Source organism: Arthrobacter sp. Sr24, from assembly GCF_054511175.1.
The window spans coordinates 58,914-78,977 of record NZ_JBTNDB010000013.1 but is presented as its reverse complement, the minus strand read 5'-3'; the positions used below and the strand labels follow the sequence as shown (position 1 = coordinate 78,977).

General features: G+C 58.1%; 17 protein-coding genes. 11 read left to right on the top strand and 6 right to left on the bottom strand.

All coding sequences use genetic code 11. The features are described from left to right. Positions 1-181: 181 nt before the first annotated feature. Complete coding sequence (locus ACX80D_RS10460; RefSeq protein WP_459322602.1) at positions 182-799, bottom strand: DUF4352 domain-containing protein; 618 nt, start codon at positions 797-799, stop codon at positions 182-184. A gap of 554 nt (positions 800-1,353) precedes the next feature. After that, positions 1,354-2,868, bottom strand: coding sequence for a PucR family transcriptional regulator (locus ACX80D_RS10455; protein WP_459322601.1), 1,515 nt, complete (start codon positions 2,866-2,868; stop codon positions 1,354-1,356). Positions 2,869-3,076: 208 nt separating this feature from the next. Between ACX80D_RS10455 and ACX80D_RS10450 the strand changes: the two genes are divergently transcribed. The 10 genes from ACX80D_RS10450 to ACX80D_RS10405 all read left to right on the top strand — a co-directional run bounded on the left by ACX80D_RS10450 (position 3,077) and on the right by ACX80D_RS10405 (position 13,472). After that, complete coding sequence (locus ACX80D_RS10450) at positions 3,077-4,474, top strand: MFS transporter (protein ID WP_459322600.1); 1,398 nt, start codon at positions 3,077-3,079, stop codon at positions 4,472-4,474. Beyond that, positions 4,471-5,469: an agmatinase gene (gene speB, locus ACX80D_RS10445; protein WP_459322599.1), complete on the top strand. Its 999-nt coding sequence runs from the start codon at positions 4,471-4,473 to the stop codon at positions 5,467-5,469. Before ACX80D_RS10450 ends, speB begins: the two co-directional genes overlap by 4 nt. A gap of 630 nt (positions 5,470-6,099) precedes the next feature. Continuing rightward, positions 6,100-6,579 (top strand): nuclear transport factor 2 family protein, encoded by a 480-nt coding sequence (locus tag ACX80D_RS10440; protein ID WP_459322598.1) that lies wholly within the window; start codon positions 6,100-6,102, stop codon positions 6,577-6,579. Further along, a complete protein-coding gene (locus tag ACX80D_RS10435; protein ID WP_459322597.1) occupies positions 6,576-8,195 on the top strand; it encodes a DUF5671 domain-containing protein in 1,620 nt (539 codons plus the stop codon). Before ACX80D_RS10440 ends, ACX80D_RS10435 begins: the two co-directional genes overlap by 4 nt. A 408-nt stretch (positions 8,196-8,603) precedes the next feature. Next, complete coding sequence (locus ACX80D_RS10430) at positions 8,604-8,750, top strand: hypothetical protein (protein ID WP_459322596.1); 147 nt, start codon at positions 8,604-8,606, stop codon at positions 8,748-8,750. 115 nt (positions 8,751-8,865) lie between these two features. Further along, positions 8,866-9,612, top strand: a complete 747-nt coding sequence (locus ACX80D_RS10425) for a response regulator transcription factor (RefSeq protein ID WP_459322595.1) — start codon at positions 8,866-8,868, stop codon at positions 9,610-9,612. After that, entirely contained in the window at positions 9,603-11,138 is a 1,536-nt protein-coding gene (locus ACX80D_RS10420; protein ID WP_459322594.1) for a sensor histidine kinase, read from the top strand. Before ACX80D_RS10425 ends, ACX80D_RS10420 begins: the two co-directional genes overlap by 10 nt. 34 nt (positions 11,139-11,172) lie before the next feature. Then, positions 11,173-11,817, top strand: coding sequence for a hypothetical protein (locus tag ACX80D_RS10415; protein ID WP_459322593.1), 645 nt, complete (start codon positions 11,173-11,175; stop codon positions 11,815-11,817). A gap of 72 nt (positions 11,818-11,889) precedes the next feature. Continuing rightward, positions 11,890-12,621: a YcnI family copper-binding membrane protein gene (locus ACX80D_RS10410; protein WP_459322592.1), complete on the top strand. Its 732-nt coding sequence runs from the start codon at positions 11,890-11,892 to the stop codon at positions 12,619-12,621. Between the two features lie 119 nt (positions 12,622-12,740). Continuing rightward, positions 12,741-13,472 (top strand): DUF4232 domain-containing protein, encoded by a 732-nt coding sequence (locus ACX80D_RS10405; protein WP_459322591.1) that lies wholly within the window; start codon positions 12,741-12,743, stop codon positions 13,470-13,472. Positions 13,473-13,601: 129 nt separating this feature from the next. On the opposite strand, the gene ACX80D_RS10400 is transcribed toward ACX80D_RS10405, so the two are convergent. The 4 genes from ACX80D_RS10400 to ACX80D_RS10385 are packed head-to-tail and all read right to left on the bottom strand — an operon-like array spanning position 13,602 to position 18,842. Continuing rightward, positions 13,602-14,927, bottom strand: coding sequence for a sugar ABC transporter substrate-binding protein (locus tag ACX80D_RS10400; protein ID WP_459322590.1), 1,326 nt, complete (start codon positions 14,925-14,927; stop codon positions 13,602-13,604). A 51-nt stretch (positions 14,928-14,978) separates the two neighbouring features. Next, positions 14,979-15,899, bottom strand: coding sequence for a carbohydrate ABC transporter permease (locus ACX80D_RS10395; RefSeq protein ID WP_459322589.1), 921 nt, complete (start codon positions 15,897-15,899; stop codon positions 14,979-14,981). Next, positions 15,892-16,818 carry a carbohydrate ABC transporter permease gene (locus ACX80D_RS10390; protein WP_459322588.1) on the bottom strand — a complete coding sequence of 309 codons (927 nt, stop codon included), beginning with the start codon at positions 16,816-16,818 and terminating at the stop codon, positions 15,892-15,894. Before ACX80D_RS10390 ends, ACX80D_RS10395 begins: the two co-directional genes overlap by 8 nt. Next, positions 16,815-18,842 carry a beta-galactosidase gene (locus tag ACX80D_RS10385; protein WP_459322587.1) on the bottom strand — a complete coding sequence of 676 codons (2,028 nt, stop codon included), beginning with the start codon at positions 18,840-18,842 and terminating at the stop codon, positions 16,815-16,817. Before ACX80D_RS10385 ends, ACX80D_RS10390 begins: the two co-directional genes overlap by 4 nt. A gap of 192 nt (positions 18,843-19,034) precedes the next feature. On the opposite strand from ACX80D_RS10385, the gene ACX80D_RS10380 reads away from it, so the two are divergent. Then, positions 19,035-20,057: a LacI family DNA-binding transcriptional regulator gene (locus ACX80D_RS10380; protein ID WP_459322586.1), complete on the top strand. Its 1,023-nt coding sequence runs from the start codon at positions 19,035-19,037 to the stop codon at positions 20,055-20,057. Positions 20,058-20,064: the final 7 nt, after the last annotated feature.

Genomic DNA, 20,064 nt, shown 5'->3' with positions numbered 1-20,064 from the left:
GTCTACATCGTTGAATTGACAGCGAAGTAGGCGCCTTTGCTCTTTAGGATTTCAGTCCTGTGAGCGCACTTTGGTTCCGGAACCCCCTAAACAAGAAAAACCCCGCCAGACGACCCGACGAGGTTTCTCTATTACAGGATCACCATTCACAGCATTGCTATCCAGACATGGCCTGCTGTCACTAGCTAGCCGGGTATACCCATTCCCATCCGACATTGGCGTATCCGGGTTTGAAAACAAGGGTACCTTCGGCTGTTTCAGCGTCTAGAACGACCTTGCCGGTCGCCTTCTCCCCCGGTCCGATTTCCAACGGCAGAACTTCAGCGTCCGGAAGGCAGGAATACGTAGCCATGGATGCCAGATCCACATTGGAGGTAGTTCCATTGGGAGCAATGGTTTTGAAGCTGTAGGGGTTCAGGCTAAAGGACGGCACCACAGATTCCGCTAAGGCGGCGTCAGTCTGGACTGATACGTCGAGGATAAGGATGTGCCCGTTTACGGGCGCTTGAGAGTGTTCGTTGGTGCACACTCCATCGACGGTGATGGAGTTGATCACGAAGGACGCAACATCCTTATTCAGAGTTTGATCCGTGATTCCTGCGCCATCCCCCAACTTCTTGATGAGGTTTCCGCGTACTGATTTCTCTGCGGCTACCGCTGGGACCGAGACTGCGGCTGTTGCTGACGTCTGCGCTGCGCCGGCGGGTTCTACGCTCGGTGCAGTTGCGCTCTCTGCAGTGCTCCCACAACCTGTAAGCAAGAGTGCGGCCGCCGCCAGACAGACTAGTGATTTCTTCAATTTTCCCCCGTTTTAAGAGACCTCTTAGGCTGCTCTATTTCGCCTGCGCTCAAGAGAGCACAAGAGAACTCTATGTTCATACGAATGACAAGGATGTATCTCCATCTCTTTGTTACCTCAACGCATAAATTCACCGGCCAATTCTTGCCTTATACAGAGCCGGCCCTCTTCCCTGCCTCACCGAAGCGTCTCCCAACTCATGGCAGGCAAGATATCAGAGCCGCCAAATTGAGCTGTGAAAAGACCGTCATTCTGAACTAACAGTCACACGGATGTTCTGGCACTTCTACTTGGTCGACGATGAGCGCGGCGCTCGCATGGACAAGGGCTTTTCCATGCGAGGCATCGCTGAACCTGAGTGTGACGGTCATTATCGTCATAAGGGGCATGATCGGGTGGACCAAGATCCATTTCGACCCGGGAGGTCCCGCAGTGACAGGGCGAGGGCAGCGCGTGCGCTTCATGCCCCGAGCAGTAACTGAGTCGGCGGTACATGAATGCTAGAAAACATGAATGCTAGAAAAGTTTCCCCGGTGAGCGCACCCAAAGCCGCCTCATCCGTGCCACAGGTGATCCCCGGACCCTATTGCTTCGAATACCTGGATGGCCATCCATAGTTGGGCGAGGGAAGAAGTTTCGGCCAGATTCAATCCGGTGAGGTCGCTGATCTTGCGTACGCGATAAATTACCGTCTGGCGGTGGACAAAGAGAAGTGACGCGACCTTTTGGGCCGAACGCTGGTTTTCCAGGTAGGCCTTCAAAGTGGTCATCAATTCGGTCTGGTGCGCGCGGTCGTGCTCTATCAACGGATCCAGCAAACGTTGGATCAGCGCATCACCGTCACGATGGCCAACAAGTCCGTACCAAGGATCTCCTGCCGAGTACTCGACGTGTCGCACGCCCCTAGAAGTAGCCTGGCCGAGTGCCCACAGGGATTCGCGCCGGCCTCGCGGGATCTCGGAGTTTCCAACCGTAGAACTCAGCCCTATCGGAAATTTTGCGTCGAAGACATGCAGAAGCAATGAGTCGGGACACTGCTCGGAAATCAGCAGATGGAGCTTTCCCTCACCGATGACGCAGATGCTGTTGACACCGTGTCTCCACAGTGCCCGGTGCACTTCCGGCAATCCCGACTCGGACTGGTCCGGAACCGCCACCATGCGCATGCCATCGGCAGAGAGCCCGAACTCTTCGAGGCGACGAGCGGCCTCCGCCGCCCCGATTCGCCCCTCGAAGGCTTGCACCAGGAATTCTCCCCCTGAACGATATTGGCTCTCCATTGAAAGTGCAGACCGAGAGAGTCCCAACCCCATGACCGTGGCAACATGAAGGAGCACCACTCCGTCCGGCTTTGTTTCGGCATTGGGAAGCACAACCAGCAACGCATGCGGATGGGTGGGAATCTCCATTAATAGAATGGAGTTTTTTCCCTCGCTGCTCCACAGGAAGTGCTTGTTTTCGGCCGAAGCTTCAGCATTTGCCAGGTGAACACGCGCCACGAGTGCCTCGGGAAGTGGAGGATCACCTGGTTGCCAAGGATGGAGGCAACGTCCATCGACCACGTAGAGGTTCGCTTTCACCTCTTCACGGATATCACCCATCAGTTGGATCCAGGTCTCCCCGGGCGTGGTCGCTTTACGCAGCAGGTCATAGATCCTGGCCGTCTGCTTGATCCTCCGGGACTCCTCCAGCAGGTTCGCCTCAGCGATAGAACGCGAGATTGCCATGAAGGGCAAGGGATAGGGAACCGAGATTAAGGGAAGCGGAAGTGCATTGCAGGTCTCAAGGAAATCAGGGGAGAGATCCGGGGCATGCATCTTCTCACCCACAGCCAAGGCCACTGCTCCGGCCTCTACGAGCGAATGCGCCAATTGGACCTGCAATGCCGGATCGGCAGGGATTGAGAGCCCGTTGGTCATCAGCAATACACCGGGCGAAACCCATTCCCATAGGTTGGGCAGGTCTGAGGTGTGGGACCAGGTAATGGCATGGTTGAGTCCCTGCGATCCGGCCAACAATTCAAGTCCAAGCTGTGGTTCGGACAGCAGTTCAGCGACATTCATAGCCATATTTCGTACCCTCATCTGCCTCAGGCCGACAGTTCAATGGTCCGCGGCTCTAGAGAGTCATTTAACTCCTTATATTATACAAATGTCTAATACATTCTCCTAAGGGTTGACAGATGTTGATTGCTGGAGTGACTCCCGTCACCAATGATGGAACTAATCCAATATCCCGTCCGGAATTTCCGGGCATCTAGAGAGAGAAGGGTCAGCAATGAGTACTTCCATTCACCTCATTGACGACGCACCGTTGACGCGGTTCCACAAGAAGCTGACCATTTTTTCCTCTGGCGGTCCCTTCATCGACGGATACGCGCTGTCCATCATCGGAATCGCACTAATAACCATGACCCCGGCCTTGGACTTGAGCATTTCTGAAATCGGCATGGTCGGTGCCGCCAGTCTCGTCGGTATTTTCTTCGGCGGCGGGGTGTTCGGCTGGGTGACCGACAAGGTCGGCCGCCATACCATGTATATTTTGGACCTCATTGCCCTAGCGGTATTTTCCGTCCTCAGCGCCTTCTCCACCGACGTCTGGCAGCTGGTCATCTGGCGCTTTCTCCTTGGCGTGGCCATTGGCGCCGATTACCCCATCGCCACCTCGTTGCTGGCCGAATTCCTTCCTCGCAAGCACCGCGGCCGGCTCCTTGGTGCCACCTTCGTGGTCTGGGCTGTGGGCGCGGCCGCGGCCTTTGCCGTCGGGTTCGCGATGCGCGACGTGGGCGAGGACGCCTGGCGCTGGATGCTTGCCAGCCCCGCAATTTTTGCCATCATCACCCTGCTCTTCCGCCTAGGAACCCCTGAATCGCCCCGCTGGTTGCTATCCCGTGGACGGGTCGACGAGGCCCGTGCCGTGATCAAGAAGGTCTACGGAAACGACTACGACGTCAGTTCATTAGGTGAGGACGAGAACACGGGCAAGCGCGTGGCAACGTTTGTCGACATCTTCAACAAGAAGTTCTGGCGTCGAACGCTCTTTGTCTCTATTTTCTGGACCGCACAGGTAATTCCGCTCTTCGCCGTCTACACCTTCGCCCCAGAGCTACTCTCCTCTTTCGGTCTGGACGGAGATGCGAACCTCTACGGCGGTTCCCTTCTTATTTCCCTGCTCTTTGTCATTGGTGGTATCCCCGGTCTGTGGCTGGTGGAGCGGATCGGCCGGCGTAAGCTGCTGCTGTGGACCTTCGGAATCATCGTCCTAGCGCTTGCAGCCCCGGCATTTATCCCCGGCGTTGGCCCTAAAACCCTATTCACCGCCTTGGCAATATTCGCCCTGGCCTCCGGCGCTTCCAGCTTCCTTGAGGTCGTCTACCCCAACGAACTGTTCCCCACGGAAATTCGAGCCACAGCGGTCGGCTTCGGCACTGCCATCAGTCGCGTCGGTTCAGCCGCCAGCACCTATCTCATGCCAGTGGCAATCATCAACTTCGGCGCCTCGGGTGCCCTACTGATCGGAGCCGGGATCTCCTTAGTCGGTTTGATTGCCACCTTCATTCTGGCCCCAGAAACTGCCAACCGTTCCCTAGCCGATATCTCCGGCGGCGAACGAACCATAAAATCCAAGACCAACAGCGCGACCGAAGAAACGAAAGTAAAGGAAACCCTCAGATGAGCAAGCACCAGCCCATTGGGCCAGTTGAAGCGACCAAAGTACCCCGGTTCGCAGGGCTTGGAACCTTCGCCCGGCTCCCACAGATCGACGCGGTACCTGATTACGACATCGCTGTGCTCGGCGTTCCGTTCGACGGTGGTACTTCCTTCCGTCCGGGCGCCCGATTCGGTCCGGCCGCCGTCCGAGAGGCCTCCCGGTTGCTGCGCCCCGGCTACCACGTCGAACTGGACGTGACACCCGTCGAAGCGGTCCAGGTCGTGGATGCGGGAGATGTAGCCTGCACCCCGTATAACATCAGCAAAGCCGTGGAACAGATCGAGGAGCAGGTATTGCCGCTGCTGTCCAAGGACAAGCGCGTCATCGCCATCGGAGGGGACCACACCATCGCATTGCCGATGCTCCGGGCAGTGAACAAAATCCACGGGCCGGTCGCCCTGCTGCACTTCGATGCGCATTTGGATACCTGGGACACCTACTTCGATGAGCCAATCACCCACGGGACCATGTTCCGTCGCGCCTTCGAGGAAGGGCTGCTGATCGAAGACAAGTCAATGCACGTCGGTATTCGCGGCCCGGTCTACGACCAGGACGACTTCCTGCGCGACCACGAGTTCGGTTTCCAAATCATCCGCTCCACGGACATCGACGAGATCGGTGTGCCAGCCGCTATCGCCAAAGTGCGCGAACGCCTGGGCGACACCCCCGTGTACCTCTCAGTGGACATCGACGTTCTGGACCCCGCCTTCGCCCCGGGCACAGGCACCCCAGAAATGGGCGGCCTGCAGTCCCGCGAGCTGCTGCGTCTGTTGCGCGGCCTGAACGGAATAAACATTGTCGGAGCCGACGTAGTGGAGGTCGCCCCCGCCTACGATCATGCTGACATCACCTCACTGGCCGCCGCCACCGTTGTATTCGACATGATGGGGCTGATGGTCAATTCGGGCAACTTACGTACGCTCAAAGATGAACAGCTCTTTGAAGAAGCCTCTGTGTAGAAGGGCAAACACACGAGCGTCAGAGCAAGAGGGTCCACACAACGAATAACTCGTGGTGTGGACCCTCTTTCTTCCACTAGGCGCTCAGGGACCGGATTTTACCCTGCCACACTCCGATGCTGATGACCGGAACTTCTCAGCCAGCCGCACGCACAGATTCCCGAAGCTCAGCGCCGTGATCGGATCGCTGCTGGAGCTTCGTTCATTTCAGAGACAGTATTCTCGCACCCCAGCAAGGTTCAACTCGTTAGAGATGCTGCCGAAGCCAGCTACCTCGGGCATCTGCACGTGATAGTGAGTCACGTCGAACTCGCCGCTCACCGAGTACCCGAGTCGGTGGGACGCGGTGGACATGCTGGACCAGAGCAGACCGTGATCGTTACAGACGGCTGTGGGCGCACATGGGCTCGGGGATCCAGATCGCTGACATTACCGAGGTTTTCAACATCAGCAGTTCACGCGCCCCTTTTAGATTGTGCGCGAGGTATCAACGCAGCCCAGTCATCCTTACTCCGAGCTGGCCGAAAGAGGTGCGGAATAGTCTCCTCTTTCGGGAGAGAACTTGTCTCGTTTCAGCGTCAGAATTCAGGGTTTGCGGCCAAAAAATTTTTTCCATCGCATACTTGAGCCATGGAACACGAACCGGCCACCGGGAGCCGCACTCCCCTGATCTTGCTGGGCAGCATCTTACTGCTCGTCGTCGTGGCAATTGTGGTGGTGCTGACCCGTGGAACGGCCGCACCAGCAGACCCGCGCTCGCCCGAAGGCGTGGTTCAAAGTTACGTCACCGCAGTGCTTGCCGGTGACACGGAATCCGCGTCCGGTCTGCTGACACCCGAAGCAGTTAAAGAATGCCGCGCCAACGCAATGTATGACACAGGCTTTGATGCAGGAAGCCTACGCGTTGGATTAGTTGCGAGCACAATTAGCGGGGCAACAGCCACCGTGAAAGTCACCATCAGTGAATCTATAGGCGACGGACCCTTCGGCTTGGGACAGAGCGACTATCAGGATTCCTTCACATTGCAGAAGATCAACGACTCTTGGCTCATTAGCCAGAGCCCTTGGCCCTTATGGGCATGTAACGAGCCGACGGTGACCACACCATGAGCGTAAATCAACCTGTCTCAGGTACCGGATCCTTGCCAACAGTGCGCCGACTGGTGCTCTACATTCTGCTGTTCGTCTTAGTCACCCTCGCGGCCGTTGGCGCCGCAGGACTACTGGGACTTTTGCTCGACCCCGGAAACGACGAAGGTTCCGGACGCACCAGCAACCTAGCCAGATCTTTGGCCTTCGTCATCATCGCAGCTCCGTTAGCGCTACTACTGTGGCGTTCATTGGCCAAACGTTTGCTAGATCCTCTCGAATCCGCCGCGACGGCTTGGGGGCTCTATCTAGCAGCCATGTATTCAACGTCTCTGGTCGTTGCGAGTACAGGGCTGTTCACGCTGCTGGGGAACCTGCTCGCAGGGCACACCCAAGGATGGGCCCAGGAACTTTCGACGGCGTTCATCTGGGCAGGCGTCTGGTGGTGGCACCACCGGATGTGGAGCGATACTCGCCGTTCGCCGCGTAGCCTTCCGCAACTATCAGGCGTCCTCGCCAGCTGGTATGCGGTGATACTCGTTGCTGCAGCGACTGTGAGCGCCTTGACCCTCGTCTTTTCCGCGGCAATTGATTCCATCTTCGACAGTTTCTCAGTGGGTTTACCCTGGTGGCGCGGGGTATTGGCGCAATTGCCGTGGATAGTGGGCGGACTGGCTCTGTGGTGGTGGCACTGGAAACTCAATCGCTTGGGCACGGTACGTGGCGGATTCGCAGATGTTGCGTTGGTTCTTGTTGGTGTCCTAGCCGCTGGGGCCGCAGCACTGGGTGGAACCGGATATTTGCTCTACGCTCTTGGCCGCTCCGCCGTTCACGGAAGTGATGCCCAATCACTGGCGCCGGTGCCGTTGTCACTCGGTGCGGCGCTTGTCGGCGCCCTCATTTTCACTCTGGCATGGCAGGAACTGGGTTCGCGTTCCGCAGAGGCTAAGACCGCTGCCCGACTGGTTTCCGCAGGGCTTGGTTTGGCAGCCATGGCGTCCGGGCTCGGTGTCTGCATCAATGCTCTCCTTGCCGCGTTGACGCCACCCTTGGCAGGGGATCGAGGCATAGATCTGCTGTTGGCTGGTCTCATCTGGCTGGTGATTGGTGCGCTGGCATGGGTGTGGGCTTGGCGCCCCCACAAACCCGCAGACCCGCGCGAACGCAGGGTCTATCTCGTTGCGGTATTTGGTGTCAGCGCGGTAGTGGCCCTGATTGCCCTACTCTTTGCCGGCTTCCGAATCTTCACGTTCTTCTTAGAGCCCGGAAGCTTGGTCTCGGGACTGCTGGAATCGGTGCGCGCACCGCTTGGCCTCCTGGCAGCTACTCTCTTGGTTGCGATCTACCATTTTGCGGTGTGGCGCTCGGACAAGGCGCTGATCCCCGATGCAGAACCCGCTAGCTCCGGAACCGTGGGATCAATCATCCTTGTGGCAGGAGAAGACAGCCCCGAGCTGAGGAAGGCTCTGAGTGCCAAGACAGGTGCCACAATTCAGGTCCTACTCAGAACTGGGGAAGGTTACCAAGCCACCGCTGATGAACTGGTGGCAGCCTTGGATGCGGCAGAAACAGAATCAGCGCGGATCCTCTTGCTGGTTGAGGGGCCGGGATCGGTACAGGTTATAGACCTCGCATAACCATGAAAAGTAGACCAACTCTGACGTGTATTCAGGTTCTATTTAGCCCCGCTGAGGCATCTTTGGGTTCGTTGATCAGAGCGGCTTCTTGTGCGGATTGGCAGTAGTTTTCCGTGCTCTCAACCAGAGCCTGGGCTCTGATGGACTTCGCAACGGAGCTAGCCTCTAGGACGCCTAGTCCCACGGCGCTGGCAAACGACAAGTAATAGTTGCCAACAGATTTCTCTCCGCAAGCACCCACAGAAGCCTATCTTCTGGCGGTGGCTTGGAGCTCTAATCGGGAAATTGCTAAGATGAGATACCCGACGACGTCGGCGAGCTTGTTTCGTTGCGCACCACACCCGCGGGGCACCACGGCAACGATGATCCCCGGCCCGGGTTTATAGGGCCGTCGAACAAAGGAAACTTGTGAGTACAGAAGCAAAGCGTCGCTCGGACGCACACGAAAAGGGCAGCAGCACTGTCGCCGCCACAGTTATCGGCTGGGTTACGGTTCTGGGCGGTATCGCTTGCTTCGGCCTGCTGATTGTTTTCGGCATGGGCCACGGAGTCTAATTGCAAATATGAAGCGCTCACCGGCAGTGCCGGTGGGCGTTTTGTGTTTTCAGGACACAGGCAACTCTCAGCAAGTATTCAGCGGCTCTCTGGTTCGATGCCAGAGAATAGTCCTATGGCCAGTCCGCTCCAGCAACCCTCATCAGCACCCCTACCCAAGCTCACCCGTGCCGATGGCGAACCCATCCGGGCCCTAGTGGTGGATGATGAACCTGAGCTTGCCGATCTGATGCGCCGCGGACTGGAGATTACCGGTTGGAACGTCGCCACAGCCCATGATGGTTTCGAGGCATTGAAGATCGCCCGCGAATTTGTCCCGGACGTTTTGGTGCTGGACATCATGATGCCGGGGATGGACGGCGTCGAACTTCTGCAAAGAATCCGCACCATCTACCCTGAGGTGCCCGCACTATTTTTAACCGCCAAGGACGCCGTTGCAGACAAGGTCAGCGGCCTGCAATCCGGCGGCGACGATTACGTCAGCAAGCCTTTCAGTATGAAAGAAGTCCTGCTTCGACTGCACAGGATTGTCCAGCGCTCCGGGATCACGGCCCCCAATTTCGGGCTCCTGACGGTGGGCGATCTGACCCTGAATAAGGACACCAAGGCCGTCCAGCGTGCTCATACGGACATCAATCTGACCGCCACCGAATTTGAACTGCTGAAATTTCTGATGGAAAATCCACGCCGTGTGGTGAGCAAAGCCCGCATTTTAGAACGCGTCTGGGACTACAACTTTGGCGGCCAAAGCAACATTGTGGAGCTCTATATCTCCTACCTGCGCAAGAAGATCGACGCCGGGCAAGAACCCATGCTGCACACCGTCCGCGGCTCCGGTTATGTGATCAAACCATGTCAATAACCAGCATCAAACGCCATCTGTTACGCCCCGCCAGCTGGCATCTGAGCACCCGTCTCGTGGCCGTCATGCTGGCCTTGCTCACAGTCATTTGCGTCCTGGTGGGCATGGTGAGTTATTCGGCACTGAGCATGACCGTACGGAGCCAGCTGGACTCCTCGCTGCAGCAAGCTTCCGGGCGCACCGTCTCCTTCTATACAAGCCAAAACGGCTCGAGCCTCCCGGACCCGATCAACGCCCGAGCCACCAGCGCAGGTCAGCTGAGCGCGGTCTTGAGCGACGGCGTCGTCCATTATGCGGCCATCCTCTCCGATACGGGGGCACGCCAACAACTCACCACCGCCGACGCCGACATCCTGGCCGGGATCTCCCCCGACGGCGAACTCAGCACCAAAACGCTGTCCATCGGCGAGTACCGGCTGCAGACTCAAGCCGCACCCAACCGCGACATCCTCATCACCGGCCTGCCCCTCGCTGCCACCGAGCAAACGCTGTCCACCTTGATTCTCTCCATCGTGCTGGTCTCGCTGGCCGGATTACTGGCACTGGGTTGGGCGGGGACGGCCATCATCCGCCGCAGCCTGCAACCGTTGGCACAACTTTCAGACACCGCCACACGAGTTTCAACGCTCAGGCTCGACGCCGGAGAAGTCACCTTGGGTGCCAGGGTCCTCGACGCTGCTGCCCATCCGGGTACCGAGGTTGGGAATGTTGGGCACGCATTCAATGCCATGCTGGAAAATGTCTCCCATGCACTCCAAGCCCGGCAGCACAGCGAGAGCAAACTGCGCCGTTTTGTGGCCGATGCCAGCCATGAACTGCGCACCCCGCTGACCGCCATCCGCGGCTATGCCGAACTGCTGGCTATGACCGAACAGCTCAGTCCGGATGGCCAGACATCACTGGATCGCGTACAGGATCAATCGGTGCGCATGAGCCGTCTCGTGGAGGATCTCCTCACGCTGGCCAGGCTGGACGAGGCCGCCGCAGGACTGGACGGTGCAGGACTGGACGGTAAACGGTTGGGAGCCCCCACCGTGGTCAATTTGAGCCCGCTGGTTATGGAGACTGTGCGAGATATTCAGGTGGCCACCCCCGATCATCTTTGGACGCTGACCGTGCCCGATGAACCCGTCGAGGTTTTGGGCGAAGACCAGGCCCTGCGGCAGATCCTCTTGAACTTGCTGTCCAACGCCGCCAAGCACACTCCGCCCGGAACGGCTGTCCACGCCGCAGTTTCCGCTACCGCGGATGGCTGGTGTCTTCTGGAGGTCAGCGACAATGGCCCCGGAATCGACCCGGACTTCCAAACCATCATCTTTGACCGGTTCTCCCGCGCAGATCAGGCCCGTACCGGCACCTCGGGCAGCACGGGGCTGGGCCTGAGTATTGTTCAGGGCATTGTGCGCGCACACCATGGAACGGTAAGCGTCACCAGCAGGCCCGGACTGACCACGTTCACGGTGCGCCTGCCGGGCACTACCGCCGCGGCCCATTCGCAGATGCATCCCACAGCTTTTTCTCGGTAAACTGTTGGAGAGTTGACCAGTCGAAGGGAGCACCGTGCCGCACGCTCCTTTTAGGCTGCTTCGAACCACAGCGGTGGGCGCCACCATCTTCGGGCTGGCGGCCACAGCTCACCTCGTGGCTGGCGGGACATTGCCAGCGCCGCCCATTCTGGCCGCTATCTTGGCGCTGCATGTTCTCTGCTCCACGGTCGCCACCAAGTTCAGGTTGAATCTTCCTGTCATGATGGCCCTGCTGGCCAGCAGCCAGGTGGTTTTGCACCAGGTCTTCGATGTTCTCTCGCATAGCGCCCACAGCGGTGCTGACAGCGGCGCCCACGGCTCGGATATGGCGGCCCACCACACCATGTCTGCGGAGGCCTATGCCGCGCTCATGATGGGGCAAGCTTCATCCGGGATGGACACTGTTGGCCACGGTGGCGCCATGTCTGCAGGGATGTGGGCTGCCCACTTTGCGGCAACTCTGGCCACTGCCGGTTTGCTGGCCTATGGCGAAAACGCTATTTGGTCACTGGCACACTGGCTCCGCCCGCTGTACCAACGAGCCGCGGCTGTGCTGGTAATACCAGTTCAGTCCGCACCTCCGGCCGTGGTTCCGCGCCCGCTTCCTCGTGCGCCGTGGCGCAATTTGCGGCCCAATACGCGCCGCGGCCCGCCCCTTTCGGCAGCAGTTTTCGCTTAGCACCCTTCGAACCATTCGCAGGGTGCCCTCCCTGTATCTCTTGCGCAGCTGCGCGTTCGAAAGGCTTTTATTATGCGTTTTTCTCGTACCCTCAAAACCACCCTCGCCGTAGGCGCCACCAGCACTTTGATGCTGATGGGTCTGGGCAGCGCCTCGGCTCACGTCAGCGCCACTCCCACTGAGACAGCCGCTGGAGCGTACACGCTGGTGACTTTTGCTGTGGGCCACGGTTGCGAGGGTTCCTCCACCACCTCGCTGACCATCACTTTGCCGAAGGAGCTGAACGAGGCCACCCCTACCGTCAACCCGAATTGGACCATCAGCACGGCAACACAGAAGCTGGATCCCCCGCTCACCGTGGCCAATGGCAGCAAGATCAGTGAGCGCACCGAGTCCATCACCTACACGGCTAAGACTCCGTTGGCTGACCACGAGCGCGACACCTTCACGCTCTCCCTCCAACTGCCTGACGCCGCCGGGACCACTCTGAACTTCCCCACCTTGCAGACGTGCGAAACGGGTCAGACCGACTGGAAGGAAATCCCGGCGGCGGGCGCGGACCACGATTCTGTGGATGCCCCCGCACCGTCCATCACCATCACTGAGGCCGTGGCCGGGGACACTCACGGCGGGCATGGCGCCAGCGCTGATTCCAGCGATGAGGCTGAGCCTGCTTCGGCTTCTGTGACTTCGGAGAAGAACGACGACGGCACCTCCTGGGCTGCATGGCTTGGCTTGGGTGCCGGGCTGGCCGGGTTGATCTTGGGCGGCTTGGCTTTCTTGCGCACCACCAAAAAGGCGTAGTAGCGAAAGCCCCAACACCAGCATCCACGACCGCCGCGCAGGCACTGCCCATTCGATAGGGCCGTGCCTGTGCGGCGGGGCCAGTTGACTCAGGAATCCATGAGCGGGACAGTGGTGACATGACTACCGCACAGCGAACCACTAACGCACAGCGATCCCCTGCGAATCGCAACATTTGGCGCACCACGTTCGCATTGACGATGGTGCTTGGCTTGGGTGCCTCTCTGGCGGCGTGCGGTCCAGATAATTCGCAAGATGTGCCCTCTTCAGCGAGCGCCAGCAGCACCAGCTCAGTGAGCCCCAGCGCAAGTTCAGCGAGCGCCAGCAGCACCAGTACAGCGAGCCCCAGCGCAAGTTCTGCTGCGCCAACATCCGAGCAGACGCCGTCGTCCGCGCCTAGCAGTGCCACGGGCACTCCCTCGCAGCAAGCCCCCGTGCTCTGCCCGGCAGCTTCACTAAAGGGTTCCCTCGATGACAGTGGCGGCGGCGCTGCCGGACATATTTACATGACGTTGTCGGTGACGAACGCCTCGGCGGCCGATTGCATTCTGGATGGCTACTCAGGCGTCTCGATGGTGGCAGCGGGCAGCACCACCCCCATCGGAGCACCAGCGAATCGGGATCCGGCGGCGCCGTCGAACGGGCCCATCACGCTGGCACCGGGTCAGAGCGCGGGGGCCACGCTGCGCTACACGCAGGCGGGAAATTACCAGAACTGCCAGCGCGTGCAGGCTGACTCCATCCTTGTGTACCCGCCCAGCGCCTACGACAGCCTAGAGATCGCACACCCGTTGACCGCGTGCAGCAATGAGGACATCACGTTGCTCACCATCGGCGCTTTCCAGAAGTAGGCGCTTTCCAGACGTAGGCGGCACGGCGTATCCGGGCCGGAGTATTTCCTACCCCATAGACGCAAAATGACCTGTTGTTCCAGCGGATTTCCACTGGAACAACAGGTCATTTTTGGTTCAGTGCAAGAACTACTCAGCCACGGGAATTGACTGGGTTTGCAGTTCCTTGATGGTTGCATCCTGAGCTGCCTTCAAGGAATCAACAAGGGTTCCCTTGCCGGTGACGGAAGCTTTGAAGCCGTCCGAAACGCTGTTGTACGTCTGCGTCATGGTCGGGCCCCAGAGGAAATCACTGGATACCTTGGTGGAGGCGGCGGCGAAGACATCGTAAATCTTCTGATCGCCATAGAATTCAACGCCTTCCTTCAGTGAAGGAAGTTCCAAACCGGCGGTGGTGGCCGGGTAGAGGTTCGCGGACTCGTTGAGCATGGTCAGCGATTCCGGTGAGGTGTTCAGCCACAGAGCGAACTTTGACGCTTCGTACGGGTGCTCGGAGCCGGTGAAGACAACCGTTGATGAACCGCCCCAGTTACCGCTGGCTTCATCGCCCTTCTTCCACTGCGGCATCGGTGCAACGCTCCAAGAACCAGCTGTGTCAGGTGCCCCTGAAGCGATGGAGTTGGCTCCCCAAACAGCTGAGTTCCAGCTCCATACCTTGCCGGTGTTGTAGGCGTTGTCCCATTCCGAGGTCCAGCCGGGGTAGCTGGAGACTAGGTCGCGGTCAATCAGGTCCTGCCAGTATTCAGCCACGGAGGTGCTGCCCGGGCCAGTCAAACCAACGTTCCATGCGTCGCCGTCGTTCTTGAACCAGCTGTCACCGGTCTGCCATACGAAGCCAGCAAACTGGTTGATATCGTTCTGCGAGAAGTTGGTGATGTAGCTGCCGGTCTTGCGTACTTCAACGGCGGCAGCTGCGAACTCATCCCACGTGGTGGGAACGGCAATGTTGTTCTTCTTGAACAGGTCACTGCGGTAGAACAGTGCCATGGGGCCGGTGTCCTGGGGGATTCCGTAGGCGGATCCCTCTTCACCGAAGCTGACCTGGTTCCAGGCCCACGGAATGAAGTCACTTTCTGCATCGGCCACATCCTGGCATGAGCCGATGTCCATCAGACCATCCTGGACGCGGAAGTTCGGCAAAGCGTCATACTCAACTTGACCAAGGTCGGGAGCGTTGCCGGCCTTGAGCTGGTTGAAGAAGTTCTGGTACGTTCCGCTGTTTCCGTTCGGACCGGTCTGCACCTTGACCTGAATCTCAGGGTTGTCCTTATTCCAGACGTCAACCACGCTCTCAATCCCGGGGATCCAGGAGGTGAAGGAGAGGTTCACGGGACCATCTGAGGGTGAGCATTCGATCGTGGCACCAGCGTTTTCGGTGGTGTCAGCGCTGGAACATCCGGTGAGGACCATAGCTGAGAGCATTGCGACTGCGATGGCGCTTTTTAGTGGTTTCATTTCTTCCTCGAAGTGATTGATAGTTACGGAGTGAAAATATGGGGGTGAAAACTATTTGACTGAGCCGGCGCCGAGTCCGCTACGCCAGAAGCGTTGCAGGAACAAGAAGGCAATGATCAGCGGAATGATGGACAACAGGGCACCAACGAGCACGTACATACGTAGCTCGGGGATCTGGTTGATCTGAGAGTTCCAGGTGTAGAGACCGAGGGTCACAGGGAAGTTTCCTTCATCACGAAGCATGATCAACGGGAGGAAGAAGTTGTTCCAGATGGCAACAAACTGGAACAGGAAAACCGTTACCAGGGCCGGGAACATGAGCTTCACGGACACACTAAAGAAGGTGCGTAACTCACTTGCACCATCAAGCCTTGCGGCTTCCATCAGCTCGTCCGGGACACTGGAACTGGCGAAGATGCGAGTCAGGTAGACGCCGAACGGGCTCACAATGCTGGGCAGGAAAACGGCCCAGAAAGTATTGGTGGCATTGACCTGGCTGAACATCAAAAACAGTGGCAGTGCCAGCGCAGTGGCGGGAACAAGTACGCCGCCCAAGATGATGTTGAAGATCAGTTCCCGGGCCTTGAACCTGTACTTGGCCAGCGCATATCCGCACATTCCGGCGAGTAGCGTCGCAATCAGAGCGCCGCCACCAGCGTAGGCAACACTGTTACCGAGCCACCGCACAAAGATCCCGTCCCGATAGCTCAGGACATTGCCAATGTTTTCAAAGAGGTTGAAATCGGCAAACCAGAGTGGGTTGGAACTGGTCAGATCTCCCTTCGATTTCGATGCGGAGACAAAGAGCCACCAGATCGGAGTAAGGAAGTAAAAGGCGAAGACCACCATGATGATCATGGCACCGAAGCGAGGCAGCAGGTTTTCACGGGGCCCGCGCGGCCCTGAGGAGTGCATAGGGGCCTCATGTGAAGCGGCCTTCAGCTTCGAAGGGCGAGTTGAAGTCTTACTCATTGTCTTTTCCCTTCGGCGCAGTGAACTTGAGGAACGCAAAGGACAGCACGAAGGTAGTCATGGCAAGAACTACTGACATCGCTGCCGCCAAGTGAATGTTCGGAATGGATGAGGTGGTCAGAACAGCAAGGTTCGGGGTGAAGGTGCTATTGACCGCAGAACTGAAGGTACGGAAAACCTGAGGTTCTGCAAGAAGCTGAAGCGTGCCGATGATGGAGAAGATGGCCGTCATGACAATGGCAGGAATAACCAAGGGGATCTTGATGGACAACGCGATGCGCAGCTGTCCTGCCCCGTCGAGGCGTGCCGCTTCATAAATTTCTGTCGGGATGGACAGCAACGAGGAGTAAATGATGAGCATGTTGTAGCCCACAAAAACCCAGGTCACCACATTGGCCATCGCCCACAGCACCAGATCGGCGGACAGGAAGTTAATGCTGCTGGTGACTTGCGTAAACGGAGACAGGTTCGGGGAGTACAAGAATCCCCACATGATGGCTGCGATGACCCCGGGTACTGCGTAGGGGACAAAGAATGCTAGGCGGAAGAACTTCTTTCCTCTGACCAAGGGAGAGTCAAGTAGCAAGGCAAAGAGCAAGGCCAGCCCCAGCATTACAGGGACCTGCACGGCACCGAAAAGAAACACCCGGCCTATGGATTCCCAGAAAGGTCCGTTTTCAAAGACGGCAATGTACTGGGTAAACCCGCCAAATACTTCCTTGGCTTTTCCGAAGGTTCCTTGCCGTTCCACCTTCAAGAATGATTGGTAGAGAGCGTAGGTGATCGGCGCTAGGTAGAAAAGCACAAAAAGCAAACCGAAGGGTGCTACAAAGAGCACAATCGCCTTGTTGAATTTGTTCTTCGGCTTTCGCGCTTCGAGGACCGCTGGCTCGGCGGTGAGCAGTTTATTGCGGCTCATGGCTGTACTTCCTCTCGTATGACACGCACAGCTCCAGCAGGAACAATGAGTGACTGAGAAACGTTGGTTTCTGTGATGATCTCGTAGCCTGCGGTGGACAGGCTGCGGTCTTGCTGGTCGTGGTTGATCACGAACAGGAAAGAAGCGTTGGCGTGCGAGCGGCGAACCACTTCCAAGCTGGCATCCGCTTCCGGGGCTACCGGATTCACCCCTGCGCTATCGAGTGCGGTTCGGACTACGTTGAGCAAACCGTCATGATCCAAGGCGGTGCCGATGTACCACGCGCGTCCCTGTCCGAACTCATTGCAGGTGACTGCTGGGCCGCCGGGCATTGGCCCATCAACATAGGTGGCAAGAGCTGTGGCGCCCTGCAAGGTGGTCCGCTCAGTCCAGAGCGAGGACGTCCGGCCATCGGAAAGTTCCAGTACCTGATGGGGCAAGAGTGGGGAAAATTCTTCGGTTCTGATTCCCAGCATTTCCCGGAATGCACCCGGGTAGCCGCCGGTACGGACACGGTCGTCTTCGTCAACGATTCCGCTGAAGAAGGTGACCACTACGTCCCCGCCATTGCTGACGTAATCATTGATCACACCAGCATGGTCATCGGAAACCATGTACAGCGTGGGGACAATGACTAGCTTGTAGCCGCTGAGATCGGATCCCGGAGCCACCATGGTCACGGTGGTCCCCAGTGCGTGTAGTGAGGCGTAGATTGCATGAGCCTGTTCCAAATAAGAAACAGCTTCAGAGGGGCGGGTCTCAGCATCCACTGCCCACCATGATTCCCAGCTGAAGATGAAGGCCACCTTGGATTCAACCCGGGTGCCCACTACCTCGGCCAAGCTCGCAATAGTGTTTCCAAGGGCAACCACGTCGCGCCACATCTCGGACTCCTGGCCAGCATGGGGCATGAGCGCGGAGTGGAACTTTTCAGATCCCTGCAGCGAAGCTCGCCACTGGAAGAAGCAGACGCCATCAGCACCACGGGCAACGTGAGCCAAGGAGTTGCGCAGCATTTCCCCGGGCGTTTTGGCCGGGTTGTGCGGTTGCCAGTTGACGGATCCGGTGGAGTGTTCCATGAGAATCCACGGGTTGTTCTTGGCCAGCCCGCGCGTGAGATCTGCCGCAAACGACAGCTCGGTGGTCGGCTCGCCAAGCCTGTGGTCCAAGTAGTGGTCATTGGCGATGATGTCCATGTCCGCTGTCCATGAGAAATAGTCCATGTTGCGAATGTGGGCGGTCACCATAAAGTTTGTGGTCACCGGAACGTCGCTGTGCCGGCGGATGATGTCCGCTTCCAGACGGTAGTTTTCCAGCAGTGCATCGCTACTAAAACGCTTGAAGTCCATACTTTGGCCGGGATTACGGCTGGAGAGTGTAAGGCGGGGCGTGAAGATTTCGCTCCAGTCCGAAACCCGCTGGCTCCAAAAATCAGTGCCCCATGCGGTGTTGAGGTTTTCAATACTCTCGTAACGCTCCGTCAACCATGCACGGAACGCAATGGATGAGGTTTCGCAGTAGCAATGGGCGTTGTGGCAGCCAATCTCGTTGGATACATGCCAAAGTGCGACGGCGGGATGGTTGCCGTAGCGCTGGGCTACTTTTTCCACCAAGAGCGCCGCATGGTGCCGGTAGATGGGTGAGCTGGGGCAAAATGCTTGTCTGCCGCCGGGGTAGCGCTTGGTGCCATCTTCTACGACGGGAAGTACCTGCGGATAGGTGCTTGTCAGCCACGGCGGAGGAGAAGCGGTGGCCGTCGCTAAGTTGATGCGGATCCCGTGTTCGTGGAGCAACTCGATAATGGCATCAAGATTGCTGAAGTCGTACTCGCCTTCGCGTGGCTCCAGGTGGGACCAGCCGAAAATGTTGATGGCAACAAAGTTGACCCCGGCCTGTTGCATGGCTGCGGCGTCTTGTGCCCAAACTTCCGGATCCCATTGTTCCGGGTTGTAGTCGCACCCAAAGGCCATGCCGGAATCCAATTCAATGATTGGACGAGGCTGCCCCACTAGCGAGCTGTTCATGTGAATCCTTAATGAGGTGTTGCCTACTGGTCGTTCAGCGGCAACTCACACCGCTCTGTGTACGTTCACAGAGAACCACGTTTCAAACGACGTCATGTTTTCTGTGAACGTACACAGAGTATGTCTCGCGTCACAGCGCTGTCAAGTCTTTCCTATGCGCCCCGCCCGGCATTGGCCCGGTAAGGTAAAGGAATGGCTCCTCTACCCAGCAGAAAAAAGCGCGCAACCATCCTGGACGTTGCCACGGTTGCGGGCATTTCACGGGGAACGGTCAGCCGGGTACTCAACGGTGAAAAGTATGTTTCTGCCGAGGCCCGAGAAGCCATCGACAAGGCTATCAAGGCCGTGGGTTATGTCCCCAACACAGCGGCCCGGAATCTGGTGCGACAACGCTCACAAGCTGTGGGCCTGCTGATCCATGAGCCTCATTCGCTCTTCCTTGAGGATCCAAATTTAGGCTCGATCATCCTCGGGGCAAACACGGTGCTCTCGCAAGCCGGATACCAAATGGTGTGCTTGATCATCGATTCCGAACGCGACGTCACCCGCGTTGGTCAATACCTCAATGGCGGCTCCATCGATGGGGCCATTGTTGTCTCAGCTCGAGAAAATGATCACCTCACGGAGATCATTGAAAACCTGGCACTGCCTTCGGCTTTTGTGGGCCCCCCACCCAATCACCGCCCACTTCCTTTCGTCTCAATCAACAACAGGCAAGCTGCAGCAGAAATTACGGCCAAACTCATGGCCTCTGGGCGGACTCAGATCGGCATGATCGCTTCCGCTTTGGACAGGGCCTCCGGAGCCGACCGCTTGCAAGGCTTTAGGGACGCTCTGGGTTCAAGCTATCGACCGGAGCTGGTCGCTAAAGTAGACCGCTTCTCCTTTGATGCAGGAACTGTTGGCATGCGCGAACTTCTTGCAACAAGCCCCTCCATCGACGGAGTCTTCGCCTCCTCTGACGCCGTCGCGGCGGGAGCGCTGAGCGTACTTCAGCAGACAGGGCACCGAGTGCCTGAAGATGTCGCCTTGATCGGCTTCGATGACAGCACCTGGGCCAAACGCACTAATCCCCCACTATCCACTGTTCATCAGCCCGCTTCGGAACTGGGCTCTTGTGCAGCGGAGCTGGTCCTAGCCCAAATCATGGGCCGGGAAATTATTCGGGACGGCGTGTATTTGGAAACGTCCATTGTTTGGCGCGAATCAGTCTGATCCGTTC